Genomic DNA, 24,392 nt, shown 5'->3' on the forward strand with positions numbered 1-24,392 from the left:
ATAACGCTGGTCTGCCCGCTCATTTGCTCACATCTGCATGACACAAGGTTCATTCCCCGGTCCAGTCGGGATGGAAAAAACCGTATATTGTCCGTGCCGTATCCCGGCTGATGCCCGGTGCGGATTCCAGTTCCCCCAACCCCGCCTGACGCACGCCACGCGCCGAACCGAACCGGTTCAGCAGCGCGCGCTTACGTGCCGGGCCGACACCGGGAATATCATCGAGTTCGGATTTGACCAATGTTTTTGACCGCCCGGCACGGTGTGTCGTGATGGCAAAGCGATGGGCTTCGTCACGCAGGCGTTGCAGGTAGTACAGGACCGGGTCACGCGGGGGCAACTGGAACGGTGGACGGGTCGCGGTGTGAAACCATTCGCGGCCCGCGTCGCGGTCAATCCCCTTGGCGATCCCCACAAGGGTCACATCCGTCACCCCGAGTTCATCAAGCACCGCGCGCACGGCGGAATACTGTCCCGCCCCCCCGTCGATCAGCAGGATATCGGGCCAGTCATCTGGACGTATGCCCTCCTCACGGTCCCGCAGGGCGCGGCTGAAGCGACGCTCCAGCACCTCGCGCATCATGCCGAAATCGTCACCGGGCGTGACCGGCCCCTTGATGGCGAATTTACGATAGGCCCGCTTTTCAAACCCTTCGGGACCGGCAACCACCATCACGCCATATGCATGTGAGCCCATGATATGGCTGTTATCATAGGTTTCGATCCTGCCGGGCGGGTTTGCCAGACCGAAAAGATCGGCCACACCACGCAGCAGACGGGCCTGCCCCGCGCTTTCCGCCAGCTTGCGTTCCAGCGCCTCGCGCGCGTTCAGTTCGGCATGTTCAAGCACCGCGCGTTTTTCCCCGCGTTGCGGATGGATGATCTCAACACGTTTCCCCCGACGCAGTTCCAGCGCACGGCCCAGCAGTTCGTTATCGGAAATGGCGTGATTGACCAGAATCTGGCCCGGTGGCGGCTTGTCGTCATAAAACTGCGCAAGGAATGCCGCCAGCACATCAGCCGCGCCTTCGTCGCGGGCATGGCTGGGGAAAAAGGCGCGATTGCCGTTGTTGCGACCCCCACGAATGAAAAAGACCTCAATGCAGGACTGCCCCGCAATCTGCCAGATGGCGACGATATCGGCATCGGACATGGTGGTCGGGTTGATGACGCTGGCGTCCTGCTGCATGGCCGACAGGCCACGGATACGATCACGGATGGCGGCCGCGCGTTCGAATTGCAGCGCGCCTGCCGCCTCTTCCATCTGCCGGACAAGCTCCTCATGCATGCGGGGATTCTTGCCGGACAGGAAATCGCGCGCCTGCTGCACCAACGCGCCGTAATCCTCCTGGCTGATCAGATCGACACATGGGGCGGAACAGCGATGGATTTGATGCAACAGGCACGGGCGTGTCCGTGATTGCAGCACGGAATCGGTGCATGAACGCAGCAGGAATGCCTTTTGCAACAGGTTCAGCGTCTGGTTCACCGACCATGCGGATGCAAACGGCCCCCAATAAGATGCGCCCTTGACCGGTTTTCCGCGATGTTTCGCAATCTGGGGGAATTCATGCCGATCGGTCAGGATGATCCATGGATAACTTTTGTCATCACGCAGCAGGATGTTGTAACGCGGCTGCATGCGCTTGATATAGTTGGCCTCCAGCAACAGGGCTTCGGCCTCGGTATGGGTGGTGACGATCTCCATATACGCCGTTTCCGACACCATGCGCCGCAACCGTTCCGGCAACCGGTGAACCTGCGTATAGGACGTGACGCGCTTTTTCAGTGCGAGCGCCTTGCCGACGTACAACACCTCCCCCTTGCGGCCCAGCATGCGATAGACCCCCGGTGACAGGGGCATGGTCTGGAGCGCCTTGTGAATCGCGGCAACCCCCACCGGGGTTGCGCTTTCGTGCGATGGGAGGGCCGGGGAAGTGGGGATCGTGGTGATGGTCTTTTCGTCCGGGATCATTGAAAATCGTTCATCCACCGAAGTTGTGGATAAGTCTGTGGAGCAGAGGCAGATAAAATCATGCGCATGGCGGTTTTCCTCCCCTGCCTTTGGATTGCCCAAAAAAACATCACAACGCATAACCATTTGATATAAAACAATTATGGATGGATGCAGGACCAAAGGAGACCCTTCAGGCACGCAACTTGCTGGAAAACAATGATGTCAAGCCCTCAGGTGAATAAAATTCAGACCTGAAGGCCGTTGAGGGGTATTTCGAGGTTTTCCCATGTGATTTCAAGGCTTCTTTTGGATCTGTTCTGCTTTCGTACGAAAGTCTGGACTTCTCCCCCCTGTCCCCACTTTGCATTTTCGTGGGAATGTTGGCGCCCCCTGGCGCTAATTGCCCTTGCCAGGGGCGGGCTGATGGGTAATTCACCCCTATGCGTATCATGACATGGAATATCAATTCGCTTCGTCTGCGCCTGCCCCTGCTGGAGCGGTTATGCGCGGAGAACCAGCCGGATATCGTCTGCCTGCAGGAAACCAAGGTCACGGACGACCTGTTCCCGCTGGACGCGGTACAGGCGTTGGGATTTCCCCATGTCTGTTTTCGCGGCATGAAAAGCTATAACGGTGTCGCGATCCTCAGCCGCCAGCCCATGCGCATGCTGACCGATACGCCAGACTGGTGCGACAGGGGCGATTGCCGCCATATCGCCGTGGAATGCGGAGAAGGCACGGATGCCGTGACCGTGCATGACTTCTATGTCCCTGCGGGCGGCGATATTCCTGATCCGGTGGAAAATCCGAAATTCGCGCACAAGCTTGCATTCGTCGAGGAAGCCCGCGCATGGTTCGCGCAACGTGATGTCTGCCGAACGGTGGTGGTGGGGGATCTGAATATCGCACCACTGGAACATGATGTCTGGAGCCACCGGCAGCTTCTGAAGATTGTCAGCCACACGCCCGAAGAAACGTCACGCCTGCTGGCATGGCAGAACAGCGGCTTTGTTGACGCCATGCGGCACTTTGTTCCGGCGGATGAAAAGCTCTACACATGGTGGTCCTATCGCAACCGGGACTGGAGCGCGTCCAACCGTGGACGGCGTCTGGACCATGTCTGGGTGACGCCTGACCTTGTGCCAGCATTACGCGACATGTCGGTCCTGCGTCCCGTTCGCGATTGGGAAAAGCCGTCAGACCATGTCCCGGTGATTGTGGACCTGGCGATATAGCCATGCCCGCATAACCATGGCTCCCGTGTCGTGCGCCCCTGTGGTGATGCCCTGTGATGACGCCCCTTTGCCGTAGGGCCGGGATACCTCACCCGCCGCCAACGGTTTTAAAACGGGCCGTCGATAGGGCATGTCCAAATTTTTCCGGGAAGTGCCCTTTTGAAAACAGGGCGCGTGCGGACAGCATTGTGGACCCTGCCCGCCACACACTCCATGCGGTGAAACACACAGGGCCCCTCACCGCATGACATGAGCTGAAAAAAGCGGGATCAGGCCGCGCTCTTGCCGCCTTCGGGGTCAAGACGATACCCGCCGCCTTCGGTGACAAGCAGCGTGGCATTGGTCGGATCGGGCTCGATCTTCTGACGCAGGCGATAGATATGCGTCTCCAGCGTGTGGGTTGTCACCGCTGCGTTATAACCCCAGACCTCGTTCAGCAGCACCTGCCGTGGCACGGGACGTGTACCGGCGCGATACAGGAACTTCAGGATCGCGGCTTCCTTTTCCGTCAGGCGGATGCGGCGGTTCTTTTCCGTTTCCTGCAGCAGCTTGGCCGAAGGGCGGAAAATATACGGGCCAATGGCAAAAACAGCATCTTCGCTATTTTCGAAAATACGCATCTGCGCACGCAGCCGCGCCAGCAGTTCCGCGATACGGAACGGCTTTGCCACGTAATCGTTGGCGCCGGCATCAAGGCCGCGCACCACATCCGTTTCATCATCCGACCCCGTCAGGATGATAATCGGGATACGCTTCCCCTTACGCCGCAGATCGGCGCAGAAATCCCGCCCGTCGCCATCAGGGAGTGAAACATCAAGGATGATCGCATCGAAACGGGCACCCGGCGCATTCAGCTTTTCCCATGCTTCAGCGACGGACCCTGCCTCGATTGCTTCAAATTCACTTTCAACCTGCAGCTGTTCAACGAGCATTTGACGTAACGTCTGATCGTCGTCCGCTATCAGAATGGGACGTGCACCCGCCATCGAACCCTCTTTATAACTTTGTCCGTTCCGAGATTCGGAATCGGTTATTCGACTTTCATGATACGATAACATGTCGCATCAGGCTGTCGCCCAATGATCGCGAAACCATATCCAGCCATACGCAGGCCGGACATAACACACATGCGACCTTACACAGAGAAATTCATGATACGCGCTATTTTGCAATCGAATACCGGTCTGGACGCACAACTGCATTGCATGAACAGGCGGATACCCGCAGCCATTGGCGCGAATGGCGTCACACTGCATAAAATCGAGGGAGATCATGCCACTCCGGTTGGAATCCTTCCGCTGCGGCGGGTTTTCTATCGTGCCGACCGGGTCGCGGCCCCGGTTTGCCGCCTGCCGGTGGAACCATTATCGCCGCACGATGGTTGGTGTGACGATCCGGCAGAGAGCGATTATAACCAGTATGTGATCCTGCCACATGCCGGTCGGCATGAACGCCTGTGGCGTGACGATCACGTCTACGACATCATCGTCGTTCTGGGTTACAATGATTCGCCGCCTGTACGCGGACGTGGCTCCGCCATCTTCCTTCACCTTCCCCAGACAGGCGGTCGCCCGACCGAGGGCTGCATCGCGGTGCCCGAATCTGACCTGCGGCATCTGCTGGAAATGGGGTTGTCTGAAATCGAGGTCCTGCCCCCCGGCATGACGTGCTGAATCCCGCGCCCCCTATGCCGCCACAGGGTCAGGGGATGCAACGGGCGGGGGCTGGAATACGATGACCATATCCCCCTCGCCGGCTTCGGAACGGACCTCATCCTCGGCAGAGATGACCCATATCGCCACCCCTTTGCGAATCACCATGAAAACCATCGCATGTCCCTGCGCGATATCATTTTCCTGCAACGGGTCCGTTATAACATGACAGTGGAAACGCCATCCCCTGTCAAAGAGGGAATCAATCATGGAAAAATTCCATGACGGTTCCCCCAGAACCTTGCCCCGCGATTCCCGGCTGACACCACGATACAGGTCAAGCCGTGCCACGCCCGGACTGACCTGGAATACGCGCTGCCGCCCAAAATCCGGGGCCAGCCGCGCACAGACCAGCCCGTTATAGATCGCATCAGGCGTCGCCGCGATCAGATAATCCGCCGGTCGCTCCTCCAGCCGTTCAAGCCCTTCTTCGGACAGGAGTTCGGCCTTCAGGGTCGGCACGCCCTGCCGGTCGGCCTTTTCCAGCGCCCCGGAATAGGTATCGACCAGAACCACCGGAATCCCCTGCTGATGAATGATGGTCGCCAGATTGGTGGACCATGCATTGGCCCCCATGATCGCCAGCGCGGGTTCATCCGACAGTGTCAGCCGCAGATAGCGTGCCAGTGGCCGGAGGGAAAACCCGTGCAGGATCATGGTCGTGGCGATGACGGCAAACACCGCGGGCGTAATCAGTGCGGCGCTGGGATCACCCGCATCACGCAGCTGAAGGCCCGCCGCCCCCGCGACCGCGGCGGCGACGATCCCGCGTGGGGCAATCCATCCAACGAACAGGCGTTCCTGCCATGACAGGTCGGACCGGATGGTGGAAAGGAAAATCCCCAGCGGCCGGACCACGAACAGCACAGTCAGTGTCAGTGCAAGAATCGGCAGGGACAATTTTTGCAGCACATCGCGATGAAGGTCGGCCGTCAGGACGACGAACAGGCATGACACCACAATGACACCAAGGGATTCCTTGATACGGCGCAGTTCGGAAATGCCCACAACATTCAGGTTGGCCAGCGCCATGCCGAACACGGTGGCCGCCATCAGGCCCGTACTCGCCATCACAAGGTTGCATATGGCAGCCATGCTCATGGCAAAGGTCAGGATGATGGGAATACGCAGGATTTCAGGCAGAAGGTCACGACTGGACAGGAATTTGACCAGCAGCGCGGGAAAAATGCCGCAGCCGATCGCAAACATGGTGCTGAACAGCAGGTGTGGCCAGATCTCTATCGCCGCAAGGGAGACATCCCCCGTTGGCGAAGGCTGAAGCAGCAGGAATTCCATGACAAGGGTGGCAAGGATCGCCCCGATCGGGTCGTTGACGATCGCCTCCCACCGCAGGAAGGCCGCGACCCGTGGGCGCAATTTGGTATGACGCAACAACGGCAGCACCACCGTGGGGCCGGTCACGACAATGATCGCGCCGAACAGCCATGACGTCCCCCAATGCAGGTGGCCGACGAAATGCGCGGCAAGGGTGCCCAGCACCCAGTTGATCGGAAGCGCCACAGCCGTCAGCCGCAACACTCCCTCCCCCGAAGTGCGCCATTGCCGCACATTCAGCGCCAGCCCGCCTTCGAACACGATAAAGGCAACCGCCAGCGAAATCAGGGGATGAAAATAGCTGCCGATCGTCGCGGATGGGTGCAGCAGGCCCAAGCCCGGGCCATAAACCAGCCCCAGCGCGAACAGCAGGACGATGGCGGGCAGCCTGAACCGCCACGCGACCCATTGCGCCGCAATTCCGCCCCCCAGAATGCACAGAAGCCCGATCGCCAGATTATGCTGCATGTATGTTTCCCGTATCGTTATGTCCTGTCGGGAACCCCGATGGCGCGGCCCGGAAAAAAAACAGGGCTACGCCGCATCGACCAGTATGGGGCCGACACCCGTCGCATGGGGTCGATATTCGTACATCAGGAGTAAAAAAATCCTGTCAGGCGACGCGTTCCATCACGGCGGTAAAAAAGCCATCCGTCCCGTTTCGCAGGGGGGAAAGACTCATTTGCCCCCCCACCAGCAGGCCCGCTGGCATGATCCCTTCGCCCTGGGGGGGCGTCACCAGCCGAAAGGCGGGGTTACGTTGCACAAAGGCCGCGATCTGGTCATGGTTTTCTTCGTTCAGGATGGAGCACGTGGCATAGACCAGCCGTCCGCCCGGGCGCAGCAATGCCGCCGCACGATCCAGAATGTCTGACTGCTTTTCCATCAGTTCGAGCAGATCACTCTCCCGCAGGCGCAGGCGTGCATCTGGATTCCGCCGCCATGTGCCCGTCCCGGTGCAGGGTGCATCCACCAGCACGCGGTCAAAACTGCCCGCACGCCTGCGTGCCCATTTGTCACCCGTTGCCAGAAGATGGCGTTCGGCATTGTGCACGCCGGCACGGCGCAGGCGCCGCACCGCCCCGTCCAATCGCGGTTCGGACACGTCACAGGCGACAATGTGGCCACGATTATTCATCGTCATGGCCATCGCCAGCGTCTTGCCCGCCGCCCCGGCACAGTAATCCAGAACCCGCATGCCCGGCTCTGCCCCCACGGCGGCGGCGACAAGCTGGCTGCCTTCGTCCTGGATTTCAATCAGCCCGGCACGGAACGCTGCGGTGGAGGTCACAGGCTGCCGCCCCGCGACACGCAGCCCCCATGGCGAAAGCGTGGTGTCCTGCGTCGTGATCCCCTCCTGTGCCAAGGCCATGCGCGCAGCTTCCCGCGTGGTCTTGAGCAGGTTGGCACGCAGGTCCAACGTGGCCTCGCCCATCATCGCCTGAAGTTCCGCATCGGCCTGCGCGCCAAAGGTGGCCTCCACCCGGGGCAGCAGCCAGTCAGGCACCTCCAGCGTGACCGCCCGTGGCATTTCGGGATGGTCCATCGACTTGCCCCGCAGGAAAGCACACAGGGCACGTTCTTGCGGATCAAGGCGGGACGGCGCGTAACGTTCCCCGCTGAACAGTTCCTCCGGTGTCATCCGGTCCTGACGCGCCAGAACCTCCAGCGCCAGCACAAGGGTGCGCGGCGTGACCGGGGCGTCGGCCCGTTCAATCCACCAGCACAGGCGACGCCAATGGCGCAGGGTATCCCAGACCCGGGCGGAAATGGCCCTGCGGTCCCCCCCGCCGATATACCGGCGTTCGCGGAAAAAAGAATTGGCAACCGCGTCGGCCGGCCGGAACGGCGTGGCCTCCATCGCGGATATAAGGTCGATGGCGGCCGACAGCCGTGCACTGGGGGTCATGGACGTGTAATCGCTTTTGTAATGATGCCGTCAATCCTGCCGGTAATTCGGCGCTTCGCGCGTGATGGACACGTCATGAACGTGACTTTCACGCAGGCCCGCGCCGGTGATGCGGCGGAACCGCGCGCGCTGCTGCAGGTCGGTGACGGTGGCTGAACCGGTATAGCCCATACCAGCGCGCAGGCCGCCCACCAGCTGGTGGATGACAGCCCCCATCGCCCCCTTATAGGCGACGCGGCCTTCGATCCCTTCGGGCACCATCTTGTGGGTGTCCTTGATTTCCTGCTGGAAATAACGGTCGGCCGACCCACGCGCCATCGCGCCCAGGCTGCCCATCCCGCGATAGGATTTGTACGTGCGCCCCTGATACAGGAACACTTCGCCGGGGGCTTCTTCGGTCCCGGCCAGCAGGGACCCGATCATGACGACATCCGCGCCCGCGCCGATGGCCTTCACGATATCGCCAGAGGTACGGATGCCACCATCCGCAATGGCGGGGATATCGAGTTCATGACAGGCGGCCGATGTTTCCATGACGGCGGAAAACTGCGGCACGCCCACGCCCGCCACGATACGCGTGGTGCAGATCGACCCCGGCCCGATGCCGATCTTTACACAGTCGGCACCCGACTTGATCAATGCGCGCGCCGCTTCCGGCGTTGCGACGTTACCTGCGATAATCTGGATGTCTTCGCGGATGGCCTTGATCTTCTCAATGGAGGTCAGGACGCCACGTGAATGGCCATGGGCGGTATCAACCACGATGACGTCCACCCCGGCATCAATCAGTTCGCGCGCACGCGTCAGGCCGTCCTCGCCCACACCGGTCGCCGCGGCACACAAAAGGCGGCCGAGCTCGTCCTTGTTGGCGTTGGGGTGCATCACCGCCTTGTCCATGTCCTTGACGGTAATCAGGCCGACGCAGCGATCCTCATCATCAATGACCAGCAGCTTTTCAATCCGGTGACGGTGCAGCAACTGGCGTGCCTGCTCCCGCGCGACATCCTGACGCACGGTCACCAGGTTTTCACGGGTCATCAGTTCATAAACGCGCTGTCCCGGATCGGTGGCGAAACGCACATCACGATTGGTCAGTATTCCCACAAGGCGCGTGGTGTCGCGTTCCACAACCGGCAGGCCGCTGATGCCATGGCGCGACATGATGGCGTTCACCTCCGCCAGTGTCTGGTCGGGGAAAACCGTGACGGGGTTGACGACCATGCCGGATTCAAAGCGCTTGACGCGACGGACCTGCTCGGCCTGCTGTTCGATCGTCAGGTTTTTGTGAATGACACCCAGGCCACCGTTCTGTGCCATGGCGATGGCCATGTTATCTTCCGTCACGGTATCCATGGCGGAAGAGACCAGCGGGATATTCAGCTCGATCCGGCGCGTCAGGCGCGTTCTGGTCGAAGTTTCCGAAGGCAGGACGTTGGATTCATCGGGCACCACCAGCACGTCGTCAAACGCCAGGGCCTCGCGGATACGATCCTCGATACGGGGAATGGAAACCGGTTTCGTCGTGGAAGACATGCTGCAGGAACCTCAATCAGACAGTGGAGGGTCCCCAGTGCCGCGGGTACCCGACCGTTGGCGCACCCTCATAAGCCGTGAATCGGGGCCTTGCAAGCGTTGTGCGCATCCTTTGGCCCGGATTCGGCATGGAAAATAAAATGTCAGGGGGTCATCCGCGCCGCACGCCCCCACGCCCTGTCGCCTCATAGGTCGCCAGAACCGTGCCATCATCCGCATCGCGTTCAAGCAACTGAACACCATACCCCCACAGGTCCGCCATGTACTGCAATGTCCTGCGCGCGTCATCGGCATGGAACTGGTGCCCCCGCGTCGTGCGGTGTTCCAGTGTCAGCATACGGTCGGTATGCATGTTGGCGCCGGTGATCTCGATTTCCGCATTCATGTTGGCGGGATCGTGGTTCTGCGCCACCGTGCGCCGGATATCGCGATATCCGGCGTCATCATGGATCGCATCCACCAACAGGTATGGCGCTGCGGTATCGTCATGGATGCGGAACATGCGGAACCTGCGCATCACAGCAGGGGACAGATATTGCAGGATGAAGCTTTCGTCGCGAAATTCGGCCCATGCATGTTTCAGGGTTTCGATGGGCCGGTCATTGCCCGCGATTTCAGGGAACCATGCACGGTCCTCTGCCGTGGGCGACGTGCAGATACGTGCAATGTCACCCATCATCGCAAAGCCCAGCGCATAGGGATTGAACGACGGCCCCCCGCCCGCGTCAAAATCGGGTTGCGTGATGACATTGCTGGTGGAATGGATCGCCTCCAGATACGACGCGTCGTCGATACGCCCGTTTTCATGCAGGCGACGCATGATGTAATCATGAACCCATGTCGCACATCCTTCGTTCATCATCTTGAGCTGTGGCTGGGGATAAAAATACTGTGCGATCATGCGCACGATGCGGATGACCTCGCGCTCCCACGGGGCAAGCAGCGGCGCATGTTTTTCAAGAAAGTAGAGCAGGTTTTCTTCCGGCAGGCCGAGGCGCCGGCGCATCGGGTCGTTCGATGTGGTGTCGGGCTGCTGCTCTTCATCGACGGGCACGGTGCGCCACAGGTCGTTAAAGGTCGCCTCCTCATGCAGGCGTCGTGCCTGTGCGCGCTGCTGTTCCGCACGCAGGTCAAGGCGCCTTGAGCCCGAATGGCGATGCACCCCCTGCCCTTGCAACGCATGGGCGGCGTCAAGGATACGTTCCACCGCCGCGATGCCGTGACGTTCCTCGCACTGGTGGATATAGCCACGCGCGAATTCCAGGTAATCGAGGATTTCCGACGCGTTGGTCCATTCACGGAACAGGCGGTTGTTATGAAAGAAATGATTGTGGCCGAACGCGGCATGCGCGATCACCAGCGTCTGCATCGTGGCGGAATTTTCCTCCATCAAATAGCTGATGCACGGGTCGGAATTGATGACGACCTCATACGCCAGCCCCATCATGCCCCGGCGATAGGCATTTTCATGGGCAATGAAACGTTTGCCCAGCGACCAGTGCCGATAGCCAAGCGGCATGCCATGGGCGGTATAGACATCCAGCATCTGTTCAGACGTGATGATTTCCAGCCGGTTGGGATAGGTCGTCAGGCCAAGTTCACGTTCCGCGATGTCCGCCACGGCATCATAGCAGTCGCGCAATATCTCGAAATTCCAGTCGTTGCCCTGATAGAGCAGGCCGGAGCATGTGCCTGTGACAGGGGATGCGGGGCGAAGGTCCATCATGCGTTTTCCCTTTCAGGCTGCTGCGAGAAGAGGTCACGAAAGACAGGGAAGATATCCTTGCGTTCGGTGACACGCCGGACGGCAAGGTGGGGAACATGCGTGGAAATATCGTGATAGGCACGCCACAGGTCGGTCTGTCCCCGGATCACCGCGCCAGAGGCCGAAACCTCGATATAGGCGAAATACTGCACATTCGGCAGGATATCCCCGGTCAATATGCCGCAGGCACGGGCCATGTCCGAAGGCAGGTTATCACCATCGGATACCTGCGCCGCATAGATGTTCCAGCTCTGGACCGGATAGCGCTTCTTTTGGATATCAGCCATCAGTTCAAGTGCTGAGGACACCAGCGTGCCCCCTGTGCTGGGGTCGTGGAAGAACGTATTTTCATCCACCTCTTCCGCCCGTTCGGCATGGCGCACGAACACGATATCCAGCGTGCGGTAACGCCGTTCAAGGAATACGTGCAGCAATGCGAAAAACTGCTTGGCCAGATCCTTCATCCGTTCGGTCATGGAGCCGGAAACATCCATCAGGCAGAACATGACCGCCCGTGTGACGGGCTGTGGCACCACGGCGTGGCGGCGGTAACGCAGGTCAACGGGGTCCACCCACGCAATGCGTGCAAGCCGACGCTGCATTGTTGTGCGCTGTTCACGCAACTGATGCAGTTCATCAAGGTCGTGCGCACTTAACGGGCGTTGCGCCTCCAGCGCCTCGATGCGCTGTTCCACCTGCACCATTTCATCGGGGCGTGGGCGACGCAGGCCGATACGCCGGGCAATGGACCGGCGCATCGTACGCGACAGGTCCAGTTGAGATGGGGACCCCTCGTTGCTCAGCCCCGCGCGCATGGGGGCCGTCGTCTCGGTCGTGGACAGTTCACGCTTGACCAGGTCAGGCAGTTCAAGATCGTCCAGGAACAGATCGAGGAATTCCTCCCGGCTCAGGACAAAGCGGAAGCTGTCTTCCCCTTCCCCCGCGTCCGACGGGTTTCCCTCCCCCGTGCCGCCACCGCCCTGACCACCGGCAGGAGGACGTTGCAGTTTGTCGCCACGGCAGAACTCCTTGTTCCCCGTCAGGATGAAGTGACGGCTGCCCCCGCTGAAAACCCGGTGGAACGAGGGTTCATGCAGCGCATCCGCCGGTACGGTGACGCTTCTGTCATGTCCGGTCTCCTGTATGCTGCCGTGCGCTATGGCCTCGCGCACGGATTTCTGGACGGCGTCGCGGGCGCGTTCGATCACGCGACGCCGGTTCTCGATATTTTTCCCATGGGGATTGGAACGTCTGTCAATGATGTCCACTGCGCATTACCACCATGTTCCATGTGTCAGGCCGACTGCTTGACCCGCATGTACCATTCAACCAACCGACGGACCTGGCGTTCCGTGTATCCCCGCGCAATCATGCGCCCCACGAATTCATCGTGCTTGTGCCCGGTCTCACGGTCCTTTTTTGAACCGAAGCTGATGACCGGCAACAGGTCCTCCACCTGGCTGAACATCCGTTTTTCAATGACGTCGCGAATTTTCTCGTACGATGTCCATGACGGGTTGCGTCCAGCATTGTTCGCGCGCGCGCGCAGGGCGAACTTGACGACCTCGTTACGGAAATCCTTGGGGTTGGCGATGCCCGCGGGCTTTTCCGTCTTCGTCAGTTCGGAATTAAGCAGGTCGCGGTTCAGCATCTGCCCCGTATCGGGGTCCTTGAAGTCCTGATCCTCGATCCAGGCATCGGCATGTTCAAGATACCGGTCAAACAGGTTCTGGCCATAATCGTTATAGCTTTCCAGATAGGCTTTCTGGATCTCGTGCCCCAGATATTCGGCATAACGCCCGGCAAGGTCGGATTTGAGGGTGGCAAGATATTGCGCCTCCACCTCTGCGGGGAACTGTTCGCGCCGGATGGCATGTTCAAGCACATACATCAGATGCACCGGGTCGGCGGCGATTTCCGTCGGGTCATGGTTGAACGTGGCCGACAGAACCTTGTAGGCAAAGCGGGTGGAAATGCCGTTCATCCCCTCGTTCACGCCTGCCGCGTCGCGATATTCCTGCATCGTGCGGGCCTTGGGGTCGGTCTCCCTGATGTTTTCCCCGTCATAGACCCGCATCTTTGCGAACTGGGTGGAATTCGGATGGGGTTTCAGGCGCGACAGGACGGCAAACCGCGCCAGCATCTCCAGCGTATTGGGCGCGCACGGGGCCTGTGACAGGCTGGATGTGTCGATCAGCTTGTCATAGATCTGCGCTTCCTCGCTGACGCGCAGGCAGTACGGCACCTTGATGACGCAGACCCGGTCAAGGAACGCCTCGTTGGAACGGTTGTTGCGGAAAGCCTGCCATTCGGCCTCGTTCGAATGGGCAAGAATGACACCGGTAAAGGGGATGGCCCCGATATTTTCCGTGCCGACATAATTCCCCTCCTGCGTGGCCGTCAGCAGCGGATGAAGCATCTTGATGGGGGCCTTGAACATCTCCACGAATTCAAGGATGCCCTGGTTGGCACGGTTCAGCCCGCCGGAGAAGCTGTAGGCGTCGGGATCGTTCTGGCTATAGTTCTCCAGTTGCCGGATATCGACCTTTCCCACCAGGGCGGAAACGTCCTGGTTATTGTCATCCCCCGGTTCGGTCTTGGCGATCGCGATCTGGCGCAGGCGGGAGGGATGAAGTTTCACCACGCTGAAACGCGACAGGTCGCCGTCGAATTCCTCCAGCCGCTTGATGGCCCACGGGCTTGCAATACCCGTCAGCAGGCGTCGCGGGATGCCGTACTGCGCCTCCAGCAACGGTCCCATACGTTCGGGATCAAACAGGCCAAGCGGGCTTTCGAAAACCGGGCTGATGTGACGCCCGGCCTTAAGCGCATAGATCGGCTCTTTCTCCATCAACGCCTTAAGGCGTTCGCCCAGCGATGACTTGCCGCCCCCCACCGGCCCGAGAAGGTAGAGGATCTGCTTGCGTTCCTCCAACCCCTGCGCCGCATGCCGGAAAAAGCCGACGATCTGTTCGATCGTTTCTTCCATCCCGTAAAAATCGGAAAATGCGGGATAGGTCCGCACCGTGCGGTTCATGAAGATGCGCGACAGGCGCGGGTCGCGGGACGTGTCGGTCGTCTCCGCCTCTCCGATCGCGCGGAGCATGCGTTCCGCCGCAGTGGCGTAACAGGAAGGATCGACCTTGCAATGTTCGAGATAGTCGGACAGCCCCATTTCGACTTCGCGGTGTTCATCGCGCATTGCCGTCGCAAGGGAGAAGACATTGAACTCATTTGCCATCAGCAGATTTCTCCGAAATCAGCAGGGTTCGGGGTGAACCGTAGGATGAGTATGCGTCGTATCTTTTGCCTGGGCCCCCTTCATGCAGGGGGCAGAGTTTCAGCAACCTGTCGTTCTGGTCTGGCGATGATGGACACGACCGCTCGCCTGCATGGGCGTGGTATCGTGAGGCCGGGCATTATTGCCCTGATATAACCTAGTGATTTTGTCACCCCGCAAAGAACGGGTCCCGATTTGCAGGATCGGCCCGTCTGTTTACGCTATCGCCGGGGATGTGCCGGATTCAACCTAAATCTTCACAATGAACCATCGGTAGGGTCTGCGTCATGTAGCCGCCAGGCCCGTCAGGTCAGGTCCGCAGGGTCAACCCGTCATAGGCGGCCTCGACCCCGGCCGGAAGATGCCGCTGCATCCAGTCCCAGTCCATGTCCGGCCCCATATGGGTCAGGACGGTACGACGCGGGCGGATACGTTCACGCCATTCGAATACGCGTTCCAGCCAACCGTGGGAGACATGGGTCGTACGCTGGAAACAGCCGACCACCCACGTATCAACGCCATGGAGGATATCAAGCGCGGTATCGTCAAGTTCCGCCACGTCCGTACAATAGGCCATTGGCCCCACACGCAGGCCAAGCGTCAGGGTATGGCCATGCACCTGCCTGAAAACATGCACATTCATGCCTGCGATCATGGCTTCGCCCCCGGCTTCGATCACATGGGGCGTCAGGACCGGGCGATAGAAGGAAGGGGGCGTCCAGGGGCGAAAGACATAATCGAAGCGCGTGACCAGTTCGTCGATGACATCGCGCGTGCCATAGGCGGGAATCGGACGACCGATGATGCGGTTGATTGCACGCAGTTCATCCAGCCCGGCGATATGGTCCGCATGGGCATGGGTATACAGCACCGCGTCGACACGTGTAATCCGCTGCGCCAGCAATTGTGCCCGCAGGTCCGGCCCCGTATCGACCAGCAGCGCATTGCCCGTATCATCACGCAGCAGCACCGATGAACGCAGACGTGCATTGCGCGGTTCGCACGGATCACACAGGCCCCAGTCCCCTGCCCCGTCCACCCCGCCGACCATTGGCACCCCGGCGGAGCCACCACACCCCAGAATGGTCATTTCCATCGCTTCAGGCCGCCTTGGTAAACAGACGGTGGAAGTTGGCGGTGGTCAACGCGGCGAACGCGTCATCCTCCATCCCGCGCAACCGTGCAACCACCTGCGCGGTATGGGGGACATAGCCTGGTTCGTTGCGCTTGCCGCGCTTTGGCACCGGGGCAAGGAACGGCGCATCCGTCTCCACCAGCAGGCGTTCGGCGGGAATTTCTGCGGCAACCGCGCGCACGGCCTCCGCCCGGCCAAAGGTCGCAATGCCAGAAAAACTGATATACCCGCCAAGTTCAACCGCCGTGCGCGCCAGTTCCGGGCCGGAGGAAAAGCAGTGTACCAGAAAGGGAAACACCCCGTTTTCCACGGTCTCGTCGCGCAGAATGGACATCATGTCCGCATCCGCATCACGGGTGTGGATCACCAGTGGCAGGCCCGTCTGTCGTGCCGCATCGATATGGGCGCGAAAACTCTCTTGCTGAAGGGGACGGATTTCAGGCTTGCCATGGAAATAATCCAGACCGCTTTCACCAATCCCGATGACACAGTTGTCGTGCGTCTGGGCAATGATGTCATGCGCTGTCGGCACCGGGGTTTCATCGACATGGTCGGGATGCGTGCCCACCGTACACCAGACGCGCACGCGATCGGAATCAAAACCGGCAAGCCGCTTCTGCTCCGCCGCGCGCGACAGGCGCGTGCCGATGGTGACAAGCCCGCTGACCCCCGCCGCACATGCGCGCGACAGCAGGTCAGGCAATTCTTCGTCCGAAAAATGGTCAAGATGACAATGGGAATCCGTCAATCCACCCCGCGCCATCACTGGGATTCCGCCTCGACAAAGCGTGGGAATATGCCCTTGGGCGCGGGAAGCGGACGACCTGCGGGTAACGGCGTCCCAAGGGCCGCGAAATCGCGTTCCGTCGCTTCCACACCCAGTTGTGTCAGCATCGTATCCATGCTGCCGGGCATATAAGGCTGCAAGACCGTGGCGATGGTACGCAAGACATCGGCGAGTACGCGCAGGACATCGGCCATGCGTTGCGGATCGGTCTTCTTCAGCGCCCACGGGGCCTGATGGTCGATATAGGCGTTGCTGGCGCGGATTACCTTCCACACCTCCTCCAGCGCATCGGTCAGCGCCTGACGGTCGATCTGCCCATGCATGAGATCAGGCAGCAGGCTGGCCTGCGCCAGCAGCGCCGTATCCTCCGCCGTGGGCGTTGCACGTTCGGGCAGCAGGCCGGCACAATTGCGCGCGATCTGCGACAGGGTGCGTTGCGCAAGGTTGCCAAGGTCATTGGCCAGTTCGACATTCATGCGCGTGATGATGGCCTTGCGATTGATATCGCTGTCGCCACCAAAGGGCATTTCACGCATCAGGAAGAAGCGCACCGGATCAAGGCCGAATTCCGCCACCAGATCGCGCGGGTCAAGGACATTGCCCAGCGACTTGCTCATCTTCTGCCCCGCGATGGTCCACCATCCGTGGGAAAACACACGCTCCGGCAGCGGCAACCCTGCCCCCATCAGCAGTGCAGGCCAGTAAATGGCATGGAAACGCAGGATGTCCTTGCCCACCAGATGCAGGTTCGCGGGCCAGAAATCCCAACGTGGCGCGCCTTCGTCAGGATAGCCCACGGCCGACAGGTAATTGGCCAGCGCATCGACCCAGACATACATCACATGTTTCGGATCGCCCGGAACGGGAATGCCCCAGTTGAAGCTTGTGCGGCTGATGGACAGGTCACGCAGCCCCCCCCGGACGAAGCTCCGCACCTCGTTACGGCGTCCCGCGGGTTCCACGAATCCGGGGTGGGTTTCGTAAAGTTCCAGCAGCCTGTCCTGGAACTTGGACAGGCGGAAGAAATAGGAAGGCTCCTTCACCCATTCCACCGGTGCGCCGGTCGGGGCCGTGCGGGTGCCATCCGCCGCGATGACAAGTTCCTCTTCCTGATAGAAACATTCATCGCGCAGCGCGTACCAGCCTTCGTACGCCCCGAGATAGATATGGCCGTTCTCCTCCAGCTTCTTCCACAACGCGGCGGCCCCTTCGGCGTGGCGGGGTTGCGTCGTGCGGATGAAATCATCGTAGGAGATGGCCATCTTGTCATACATATCGCGGAAATCCGCGGCGACACGGTTGGCCAGTTCGATCGGGGTCACGCCGGCTGTGTGTGCCGCCTGCTCCACCTTCTGCCCATGTTCGTCGGTGCCCGTCAGGAAAAAGACGTCAAAGCCCGCCAGCCGCTTGAACCGCGCGATCACGTCCGCCGCGACGGAGGTATAGGCGTGTCCGATATGGGGCGCCCCATTCACATAATAGATCGGTGTCGTGACGTAATAGCGCCGTGTCATATTGCATTCACCCGCGCAAGCGCCGTCAGGAGCGCCTGCTGCTTATCCAGATTGAAATTTTCAGTCTCCGCACGTAGCCGGACCAGATCCTGCCACGCATCGGCCATGCGTTCGGGCCGCATGTCGCGTGACTGCCCCTGGCCTTGTGGCGCACGGAGGAGTTCGCGTGTCCTTACCGATATGGCATCGCATAACAGATCGAAAAAGACTGAAAAGCCATTTTCCGATTCCGTGATGCTGCTGGCGATGCGATAGGCATCCGTCCCGCCATCCTGTCCATCCATCACCTGCGCCACCAGCGCGGACAGCTTTATCCCGTCCCTGTGCAGCAGGGAAATCGCCCGTCCCGCCGATCCATGGGACAGGGGGATGATATTTTCGATATCCGCGCGGTATGCATCATCAACCACATCTGTCAGCACGGCATGTAAATCATATGCTGACAGCGGGCCGAGGTCCAGCGTACGGCAACGGCTGCGGATGGTCGGCAACAGGCGACCGGGCGCCGCGCAGGTCAGGATCAGGATCGCACCTGCGGGGGGTTCCTCCAGAATCTTGAGGATGGCGTTGGAGGCGGTGCGGTTCATGTATTCGGCGCCATCGACGATCACCACCCGCCACCCGCCCTCGGCCGCGGTGCGACGCAGGAAGGCCCCGATCGGGCGCACGTCATCGCCCACGATTTCACGGCGGGGACGACGGGTTTTGTCATCCACCCCCCGTGCGATCACCAGCAGGTCCGCATGCGTCCCGGCGGTGATGCGCCGGCCGACCGGGCTGTCGGGGTCATGTGCCTTCAACAGGGCGCGGGCCATCATGAAGGCCATCGTCGCCTTGCCGATCCCGTCCACCCCCGTCAGCAGCCACGCATGATGCAGGCGGCCCGCACGCATCACGGATGCGAACTGCTGCCACGCGGCGTCATGCCCATGCAGACGGGTGCGTTCGCGCGGGGCGGTCATCGGGCTGTCATCCCTGTCCCCACGACATCGGCAGACGCGTCGCGACATGCCGCGCGACGGCCTGAGCCACGATATCAGGCGGCTGGGCCGCGTCCAGCGTGATGCACCGGCCCGGTTCCTGCCGGGCGATGGCGGCAAACCCTTCGGCCACACGGGCATGGAAGGCCTCCGCCGCGGTTTCATACCGGTCGGGGCGATTGCCGCGTGCGCGCAGGCGTTCACGCGCCATGGCACGCGGAACATCGAGGATGAAGGTCATGTCGGGCCGGGCGCCAGTCTGCTGGCGCAGGGATGCGATCAGGTCGAGGATTGCAGGATCACCCATACCCCTGCCATATCCCTGATAGGCGGCGGTGGAATCGGTGAAACGATCGGAAATGACGACCTTTCCCGCCTCCAGCGCCGGGCGGATCAGGCGATCGACATGGTCATAGCGCGCGCCAAAATGCATCAGTGTTTCGGCGCGCAGCGACAGGTCATGTTCGCCGAACAACAGGAAGTCGCGCACGGCCTCCGCCCCGGGCGTCCCGCCCGGTTCACGGGTGCGGACAATCCTGTCGGATGGCATGATCGTGGCAAGATGTTCTTGCAGCAGGCGAACCTGCGTCGATTTCCCGGCCCCTTCCCCCCCTTCGAACGTAATGAACAGTCCCGTCATTGCCCCTGTCATCACCCCTGTCATCGCCTCAGTGACGTCCCAGTTTCTGCCCCAGCACGGCAGAAGCCCGGCCAAACAGGCCAAGCCGCCCGACATCGTTCCCGGCCACCAGCGGCACCATGATGTCGGCCAGACCGGTATTGGAAATCACAAGCTGTCCCAGCACCTGCCCCGCCTTGATCGGTGCGGGCACGGGGCTTTTGTAATCCAGTGCGATGCGCGCGCGGTTCTGCCAGCCGTGGGGCAGCGTCAGCAGGACATCGCGCGTGGCGACAAGCGGCACGGTCGCCGCCTTACCAAGCCAGACGGGCGCGCTGTCGATGACCGCCCCATTATGTACCAGCGTCGCATTTTCGAAATTGACAAACCCCCATTCGAGCAGCCTCTCCCCCTCGAACGCGCGGGCATTGCTTGATGGCAGGCCGTTGATGGCCATGACGATCCGGTTTCCATTACGTTCGGAACTGGCGCACAGGCCAAAGCCGCCCGCGTCGGTATGCCCGGTCTTCAGGCCGTCGGCGATCCCCTTGACCACCAGCGCATTGCGGTTTTCCTGCGAAATCCTGTTGTATCGGAACCCTTTTTCCGCAAAGAAATGGTAATATTCGGGGAAATCGTGGATCAGGTGCATCGCGATGGTCGTGACGTCGCGCGCGGACATGTAATGCCCGTCTGCGGGCCAACCGGTCGCATTCATGAAATGCGTGTTGGTCATGCCAAGCTGTACCGCCTGTGCATTCATCAGGGACACGAACTGGTCCTCGGACCCCGCGACACCTTCGGCAAGGACGATACAGGCGTCATTACCCGACTGGATCACCATGCCCTGGATCAGGTCAGACACCGCAACCGCGCCCTGCAGGGGGACGAACATCTTCGAGCCCTGCATGCGCCATGCCTTTTCACTGACGGTCAGGGTCTGATCAAGCTTCAGCCGTCCCGCACGCAGCATCCCGAAGACGACATAAGCCGTCATCATCTTGGTCAGCGAGGATGGTGGCATGCGTTCGTCCGCCGCCTTTTCCAGCAGCACGGCACCGGTGGTATAGTCGATGATGCACGCCCAGCGCGCGGGGGTATCGACCGGCCCGATCAGGCTGTTGGCAGGGGAGTAGGACCCGGCAGGCGCCTCGCCCCCCCCGGCGGCGGGGGCTGCCGGGTCAGGTGCGGGATGATGTCTGCGTGCGGCAAACGCCCGCCCCGCAGGCAACAGGGCCAACCCGCTTACCGCGCCAGACAGGACTGCGCCCGAAAGGACCGCGCGCCGTGTGGGATACCGGCCCGGCATGGCGGCGGGAAGCTTGGCTGTGCGAAGCTGTGCGTGTCCTGATGTCATGTAATCTCGTTACCCAGAAGCCCAACGGCCAGTGCATAGAAATCCGACGGATTATAACGACGGATTGCGTTAAAATTACGATAGACCATGAAGGATTCGCCCCCCACCCCATCGGGGCGCAGGATCGCGCCGCGCATGTCCGCGCGGGGGAATGCGCTGCCGTCGATCTGCCGCACCCCGGCATCCATCCATTCCTGCAAGGTCCTGGTATGCGTCCGTCCAAGCGCAGCCTGCGCCAGGGTATCGGGCACCGTGACCTGCTGTCCCCACGGTTCGTCGCCGATCCAGCCGGAATGCGACAGATAACTGGCGATGGAGCCGAATACGTCGGCCGTGGAATGCCAGATGTCACGCCGCCCGTCGCCATCCATATCCACGGCATAGCGCAGATAGGCGCTGGGCATGAATTGCGGCTGTCCCATCGCGCCGGCATAACTGCCGATCATCTGTTCGGGGGCGATATCCCCCATCCCCAGGATATGCAGCGCCTTCATGAGTTCATCGTGGAAGAATTTGGCCCGACGTCCGTCATAGGCCAGCGTACACAACGCATCGATGACGCCAAATGTGCCCATGCGCGTGCCATAGGCGGATTCCAGCCCCCATATCCCCGCAATCGCCCCCGGCGCGACATTATAACGCGTCAGCGCCTGATCAAGCAGCGCGCGCTGCACCGCTACGGCCGTGCGGCCATCGGCGATCTTGCGGGGGGTAATGACGCGCTGTCGGTACTGCGCCCATGTCAGGTGGAATTCCGGCTGCGTGCGATCCAGCCGAAGCACCTGCGCATTGGGCGTGGACAGGTCCAGCGCCCTGTTGGCAATCCCGGTATCGAGCCCCTGTCGAATCGCGTCATCGCGCACACCCGCGACGAACGTGGCGTAATCCTGCGCATGCCCATAGGCCCGCCCCGCGCGCAGGGCGGGGGCGATCACCCCGGTGGACAGGGCAACGGCGGACAGCAGGAATGTGCGGCGTACAAGCATTGTGATGCTCTGCCACGGAGGCGGGGTGGTTTCAATCCTTCAGGCCCCATTCCGGGCGGTTTGTGTCGCATGCCGTGACTGGTGGACACAATCAGGTAACAACTTCGGGTTTGTCCGTATCGCGGAAGCATGCAACAAGGTCGCCATAACACGGTTATGCGCGGGCCGGATTGCGACGACCTGTGTCGGACACGGGGCGCGCAGGGGCGGCGCCAGCGCCTTAGTGCGCTATCCTTCGCGGCCTTCGCGGCCTTCGACATGTCGCGTCACGCCGTCCCGTGGCGTTGGGCCTGCATCGGTCATGAGTTGAAAGAGGCTTGTCAGTTATTGGTCACGTTCCCCTCCCCTTTGCCGCCATGTGTGCGTTAGCTGGCCGTAGATGTCTTTATCCCTGACTTCATTCCTTGCCACGGCGGGGGCCTCCCCCCTGTTGCAGGGGCTGGCCATTATCATCGGCACGTTCATCCTGGAGGATGCGGCAACGATCGTGACCGCCATGCAGGTGCAGACGGGGCATGTGGACCTGCCGGTCGCGCTGGTGGCGCTGTATATCGGCATCGTGGTGGGGGATATCGGGTTGTACGGGCTTGGCTATCTTGCCGCGTGCTGGCCCCCTGCGCGCCGGTGGGTCACATTGCCGAACGTGGAACATGAAGGCCACTGGTTCGACCGTAACGTCTTTCGTATCGTCTTCATCAGCCGGTTCATTCCCGGCGCACGCCTGCCATTATATACCGCCTGTGGTTTTTTCCGCGCGCGGCTGGGCCTGTTCTGTGTCGCGGCCGTGCTGGCAACCCTGATCTGGACAACGCTGCTGTTCGCCGTGTCCCTGCGTGTCGGACAATTCCTGATTTCCCACCTGGGGACATGGAAATGGCTGGGACTGGCGGGCTTTATCGTAACCATCTTCCTCATCAGCCGTACCATTGCCCGATTGCAAGGCCAATCCCGATGACCGACATGTCCACCGTCTCCACGCCCGCCTCCTCCCCCGCGAAGGCCCCGTCCCCCCTGTCCATGTTCGAATTCTGGCCGGGATGGATCTTCTATACCCCGGTGGTGATGTACTGGATCATGATGGGCCTGCGTTATGGCGACCTCAGCCTGCCGACAGCCGCCAACCCACGTATCGAGACAGGCGGCCTGTGCGGGGAAAGCAAGAGTTCGATCCTCAACATGGCGGGCGAGACCGCGCGCCGCTGGATTGCGCCCTATACGCTGGTGGAAACGGGACACAATGACACCGCCCGCGCCATACAGGCCATGGACCATGCCGGACTTGGCTTTCCGGTGGTGTTGAAGCCCGACATCGGGTGCAACGGCACGGGGGTCAAGCTGGTGGCCGATGCCGGGGCGCTGGCGCAGGCACTGGCAACATTCCCGCGCCATGTCTCGCTGATGCTACAGCGTCTGATCCCCTATTCACACGAAGTCGGGATTTTCTATATCCGCCATCCCGACGAAGCGCACGGGCGCATCACCTCCATGACCTACAAGGAGGTTCCGCTTCTGGTTGGGGATGGTCGCTCCACGGTGGAAGAACTGCTGCATGCGGACCCGCGCACGCGGCTGGTGCCCCAGATCTATATCCCGCGTCTGCGCGGCCGCCTGGCCGACGTTCCAGCCAAGGGCGAGGCACTGCCCCTCGTCTTTACGGGCAACCATTGCAAGGGTGCGATTTTCCACGACTGCACGGCCGATGTGACGCCTGAGCTTGAGGCACGGATCGACGCCATCATGCACGATATCCCCGATTTCCATTTCGGGCGTATCGACGTAAAGGCAGAGTCCGCCGCCGCCCTGTTACGGGGTGAGAAATTCGAGATCATCGAAATCAATGGGGTCGGATCCGAAGCCACCCATATCTGGGATTCGCGCACAACCCTGCGTGATGCCTATGCCGCGCAGTTCATGCATTACCGCGAAACATTCCGCATCGGGGCGAAGAAACGCAAGGCCGGCTGGAAACCCAGTGGCGCGATGACAATGCTGCGCTGCTGGCTGCGACAGCGCAGGCTGCTGGCGTCCTATCCCATGAATGACTGATGCCCGGTGGCCATGCGGAGTGGCCATGCGGATCGTTCAGGAAGGGTCTGTAGGCAGGCCACCATTGCCAAAGATGTAATTGCTGACCTGCTGTTCCAGGCTGACCGGTTCATGGGTGTCGGTTATGGGCGCATCGGGGGAAAGCGTGGCCTTACTATCGCCCGCCCGCACCATCAGCGCCATATCGGCCGTCAGCGACGGGCTGCCGATGGACAGGCTTGTATCGGCGGGCAGATTGACGG

The 24,392-nt window shown here is 61.0% G+C and carries 19 protein-coding genes and 1 pseudogene; 4 read left to right on the forward strand and 16 right to left on the reverse strand.

The features are described from left to right. Positions 1 to 49: 49 nt before the first annotated feature. Complete coding sequence (gene uvrC / locus B7G66_RS03105; RefSeq protein ID WP_003620371.1) at positions 50 to 1,975, reverse strand: excinuclease ABC subunit UvrC; 1,926 nt, start codon at positions 1,973 to 1,975, stop codon at positions 50 to 52. Between the two features lie 422 nt (positions 1,976 to 2,397). Between uvrC and B7G66_RS03110 the strand changes: the two genes are divergently transcribed. Continuing rightward, positions 2,398 to 3,192, forward strand: a complete 795-nt coding sequence (locus tag B7G66_RS03110; RefSeq protein WP_003620372.1) for an exodeoxyribonuclease III — start codon at positions 2,398 to 2,400, stop codon at positions 3,190 to 3,192. A 269-nt stretch (positions 3,193 to 3,461) separates the two neighbouring features. Here the strand turns inward: B7G66_RS03110 and B7G66_RS03115 are convergent, their stop codons facing one another. Next, a complete protein-coding gene (locus tag B7G66_RS03115) occupies positions 3,462 to 4,178 on the reverse strand; it encodes a response regulator transcription factor (RefSeq protein ID WP_003620373.1) in 717 nt (238 codons plus the stop codon). Positions 4,179 to 4,343: 165 nt separating this feature from the next. Between B7G66_RS03115 and B7G66_RS03120 the strand changes: the two genes are divergently transcribed. Then, positions 4,344 to 4,865, forward strand: a complete 522-nt coding sequence (locus B7G66_RS03120) for a L,D-transpeptidase family protein (RefSeq protein WP_040510850.1) — start codon at positions 4,344 to 4,346, stop codon at positions 4,863 to 4,865. 12 nt (positions 4,866 to 4,877) lie between these two features. Here B7G66_RS03120 and B7G66_RS03125 read toward each other — a convergent pair whose 3' ends face one another. The 13 genes from B7G66_RS03125 to B7G66_RS03185 all read right to left on the reverse strand — a co-directional run bounded on the left by B7G66_RS03125 (position 4,878) and on the right by B7G66_RS03185 (position 22,104). Beyond that, entirely contained in the window at positions 4,878 to 6,707 is a 1,830-nt protein-coding gene (locus B7G66_RS03125; RefSeq protein WP_003620376.1) for a cation:proton antiporter, read from the reverse strand. A 145-nt stretch (positions 6,708 to 6,852) separates the two neighbouring features. Continuing rightward, on the reverse strand, positions 6,853 to 8,148 hold the full coding sequence (locus B7G66_RS03130) for an RsmB/NOP family class I SAM-dependent RNA methyltransferase (protein ID WP_003620378.1): 1,296 nt from the start codon (positions 8,146 to 8,148) through the stop codon (positions 6,853 to 6,855). A 30-nt stretch (positions 8,149 to 8,178) separates the two neighbouring features. Continuing rightward, the gene (gene guaB / locus B7G66_RS03135; RefSeq protein WP_003620379.1) at positions 8,179 to 9,681 is read right to left on the reverse strand and encodes an IMP dehydrogenase; all 1,503 of its coding nucleotides are present in this window, start codon (positions 9,679 to 9,681) and stop codon (positions 8,179 to 8,181) included. Between the two features lie 151 nt (positions 9,682 to 9,832). After that, positions 9,833 to 11,407, reverse strand: coding sequence for a SpoVR family protein (locus B7G66_RS03140; RefSeq protein ID WP_003620381.1), 1,575 nt, complete (start codon positions 11,405 to 11,407; stop codon positions 9,833 to 9,835). After that, positions 11,404 to 12,714: a YeaH/YhbH family protein gene (locus B7G66_RS03145; protein ID WP_003620382.1), complete on the reverse strand. Its 1,311-nt coding sequence runs from the start codon at positions 12,712 to 12,714 to the stop codon at positions 11,404 to 11,406. The genes B7G66_RS03140 and B7G66_RS03145 overlap by 4 nt, the downstream gene beginning before the upstream one ends. Before the next feature lie 26 nt (positions 12,715 to 12,740). Further along, positions 12,741 to 14,687: a PrkA family serine protein kinase gene (locus tag B7G66_RS03150; protein WP_003620383.1), complete on the reverse strand. Its 1,947-nt coding sequence runs from the start codon at positions 14,685 to 14,687 to the stop codon at positions 12,741 to 12,743. A gap of 349 nt (positions 14,688 to 15,036) precedes the next feature. After that, positions 15,037 to 15,822, reverse strand: a complete 786-nt coding sequence (locus tag B7G66_RS03155; RefSeq protein ID WP_048858841.1) for an MBL fold metallo-hydrolase — start codon at positions 15,820 to 15,822, stop codon at positions 15,037 to 15,039. Between the two features lie 4 nt (positions 15,823 to 15,826). Next, complete coding sequence (locus B7G66_RS03160; RefSeq protein ID WP_003620385.1) at positions 15,827 to 16,624, reverse strand: TatD family hydrolase; 798 nt, start codon at positions 16,622 to 16,624, stop codon at positions 15,827 to 15,829. Then, a complete protein-coding gene (gene metG / locus B7G66_RS03165; protein ID WP_003620386.1) occupies positions 16,624 to 18,162 on the reverse strand; it encodes a methionine--tRNA ligase in 1,539 nt (512 codons plus the stop codon). The genes B7G66_RS03160 and metG overlap by 1 nt, the downstream gene beginning before the upstream one ends. After that, entirely contained in the window at positions 18,159 to 19,124 is a 966-nt protein-coding gene (locus tag B7G66_RS03170) for a DNA polymerase III subunit delta' (RefSeq protein WP_003620387.1), read from the reverse strand. Before B7G66_RS03170 ends, metG begins: the two co-directional genes overlap by 4 nt. A 7-nt stretch (positions 19,125 to 19,131) precedes the next feature. After that, complete coding sequence (tmk, locus tag B7G66_RS03175; protein WP_040510853.1) at positions 19,132 to 19,782, reverse strand: dTMP kinase; 651 nt, start codon at positions 19,780 to 19,782, stop codon at positions 19,132 to 19,134. A 28-nt stretch (positions 19,783 to 19,810) separates the two neighbouring features. After that, complete coding sequence (locus tag B7G66_RS03180; protein WP_040512018.1) at positions 19,811 to 21,070, reverse strand: D-alanyl-D-alanine carboxypeptidase family protein; 1,260 nt, start codon at positions 21,068 to 21,070, stop codon at positions 19,811 to 19,813. 44 nt (positions 21,071 to 21,114) lie between these two features. Next, positions 21,115 to 22,104 carry a lytic murein transglycosylase gene (locus tag B7G66_RS03185; RefSeq protein ID WP_003620391.1) on the reverse strand — a complete coding sequence of 330 codons (990 nt, stop codon included), beginning with the start codon at positions 22,102 to 22,104 and terminating at the stop codon, positions 21,115 to 21,117. Positions 22,105 to 22,483: 379 nt separating this feature from the next. Between B7G66_RS03185 and B7G66_RS03190 the strand changes: the two genes are divergently transcribed. Together B7G66_RS03190 and B7G66_RS03195 are read left to right on the forward strand one after the other, a co-directional pair. Further along, positions 22,484 to 23,059, forward strand: a complete 576-nt coding sequence (locus B7G66_RS03190; RefSeq protein ID WP_003620393.1) for a DedA family protein — start codon at positions 22,484 to 22,486, stop codon at positions 23,057 to 23,059. Then, positions 23,056 to 24,150, forward strand: a complete 1,095-nt coding sequence (locus B7G66_RS03195) for an ATP-grasp domain-containing protein (RefSeq protein WP_003620395.1) — start codon at positions 23,056 to 23,058, stop codon at positions 24,148 to 24,150. The genes B7G66_RS03190 and B7G66_RS03195 overlap by 4 nt, the downstream gene beginning before the upstream one ends. Before the next feature lie 36 nt (positions 24,151 to 24,186). Here the strand turns inward: B7G66_RS03195 and B7G66_RS03200 are convergent. Continuing rightward, positions 24,187 to 24,392: pseudogene (locus B7G66_RS03200) on the reverse strand (MlaD family protein); the annotation flags it as partial.

This window comes from Novacetimonas hansenii JCM 7643, from assembly GCF_000964405.1.
In the GTDB taxonomy this organism is placed as follows: Bacteria; Pseudomonadota; Alphaproteobacteria; order Acetobacterales; family Acetobacteraceae; genus Novacetimonas; species Novacetimonas hansenii.

What these genes read in the sequence shown, in the direction of transcription:
- B7G66_RS03125 (WP_003620376.1), bottom strand. Translation starts at nt 6,707, where the DNA reads ATGCAGCATAATCTGGCGATCGGGCTTCTGTGCATTCTGGGGGGCGGA.
- B7G66_RS03190 (WP_003620393.1), top strand. Translation starts at nt 22,484, where the DNA reads ATGTCTTTATCCCTGACTTCATTCCTTGCCACGGCGGGGGCCTCCCCC.
- B7G66_RS03195 (WP_003620395.1), top strand. Translation starts at nt 23,056, where the DNA reads ATGACCGACATGTCCACCGTCTCCACGCCCGCCTCCTCCCCCGCGAAG.
- B7G66_RS03170 (WP_003620387.1), bottom strand. Translation starts at nt 19,124, where the DNA reads ATGACCGCCCCGCGCGAACGCACCCGTCTGCATGGGCATGACGCCGCG.
- uvrC (WP_003620371.1), bottom strand. Translation starts at nt 1,975, where the DNA reads ATGATCCCGGACGAAAAGACCATCACCACGATCCCCACTTCCCCGGCC.
- B7G66_RS03160 (WP_003620385.1), bottom strand. Translation starts at nt 16,624, where the DNA reads ATGGCGCGGGGTGGATTGACGGATTCCCATTGTCATCTTGACCATTTT.
- B7G66_RS03150 (WP_003620383.1), bottom strand. Translation starts at nt 14,687, where the DNA reads ATGGCAAATGAGTTCAATGTCTTCTCCCTTGCGACGGCAATGCGCGAT.
- B7G66_RS03180 (WP_040512018.1), bottom strand. Translation starts at nt 21,070, where the DNA reads ATGCCGGGCCGGTATCCCACACGGCGCGCGGTCCTTTCGGGCGCAGTC.
- metG (WP_003620386.1), bottom strand. Translation starts at nt 18,162, where the DNA reads ATGACACGGCGCTATTACGTCACGACACCGATCTATTATGTGAATGGG.
- B7G66_RS03115 (WP_003620373.1), bottom strand. Translation starts at nt 4,178, where the DNA reads ATGGCGGGTGCACGTCCCATTCTGATAGCGGACGACGATCAGACGTTA.
- B7G66_RS03120 (WP_040510850.1), top strand. Translation starts at nt 4,344, where the DNA reads ATGATACGCGCTATTTTGCAATCGAATACCGGTCTGGACGCACAACTG.
- B7G66_RS03155 (WP_048858841.1), bottom strand. Translation starts at nt 15,822, where the DNA reads ATGGAAATGACCATTCTGGGGTGTGGTGGCTCCGCCGGGGTGCCAATG.
- guaB (WP_003620379.1), bottom strand. Translation starts at nt 9,681, where the DNA reads ATGTCTTCCACGACGAAACCGGTTTCCATTCCCCGTATCGAGGATCGT.
- B7G66_RS03130 (WP_003620378.1), bottom strand. Translation starts at nt 8,148, where the DNA reads ATGACCCCCAGTGCACGGCTGTCGGCCGCCATCGACCTTATATCCGCG.
- B7G66_RS03185 (WP_003620391.1), bottom strand. Translation starts at nt 22,104, where the DNA reads ATGCTTGTACGCCGCACATTCCTGCTGTCCGCCGTTGCCCTGTCCACC.
- tmk (WP_040510853.1), bottom strand. Translation starts at nt 19,782, where the DNA reads ATGACGGGACTGTTCATTACGTTCGAAGGGGGGGAAGGGGCCGGGAAA.
- B7G66_RS03140 (WP_003620381.1), bottom strand. Translation starts at nt 11,407, where the DNA reads ATGATGGACCTTCGCCCCGCATCCCCTGTCACAGGCACATGCTCCGGC.
- B7G66_RS03110 (WP_003620372.1), top strand. Translation starts at nt 2,398, where the DNA reads ATGCGTATCATGACATGGAATATCAATTCGCTTCGTCTGCGCCTGCCC.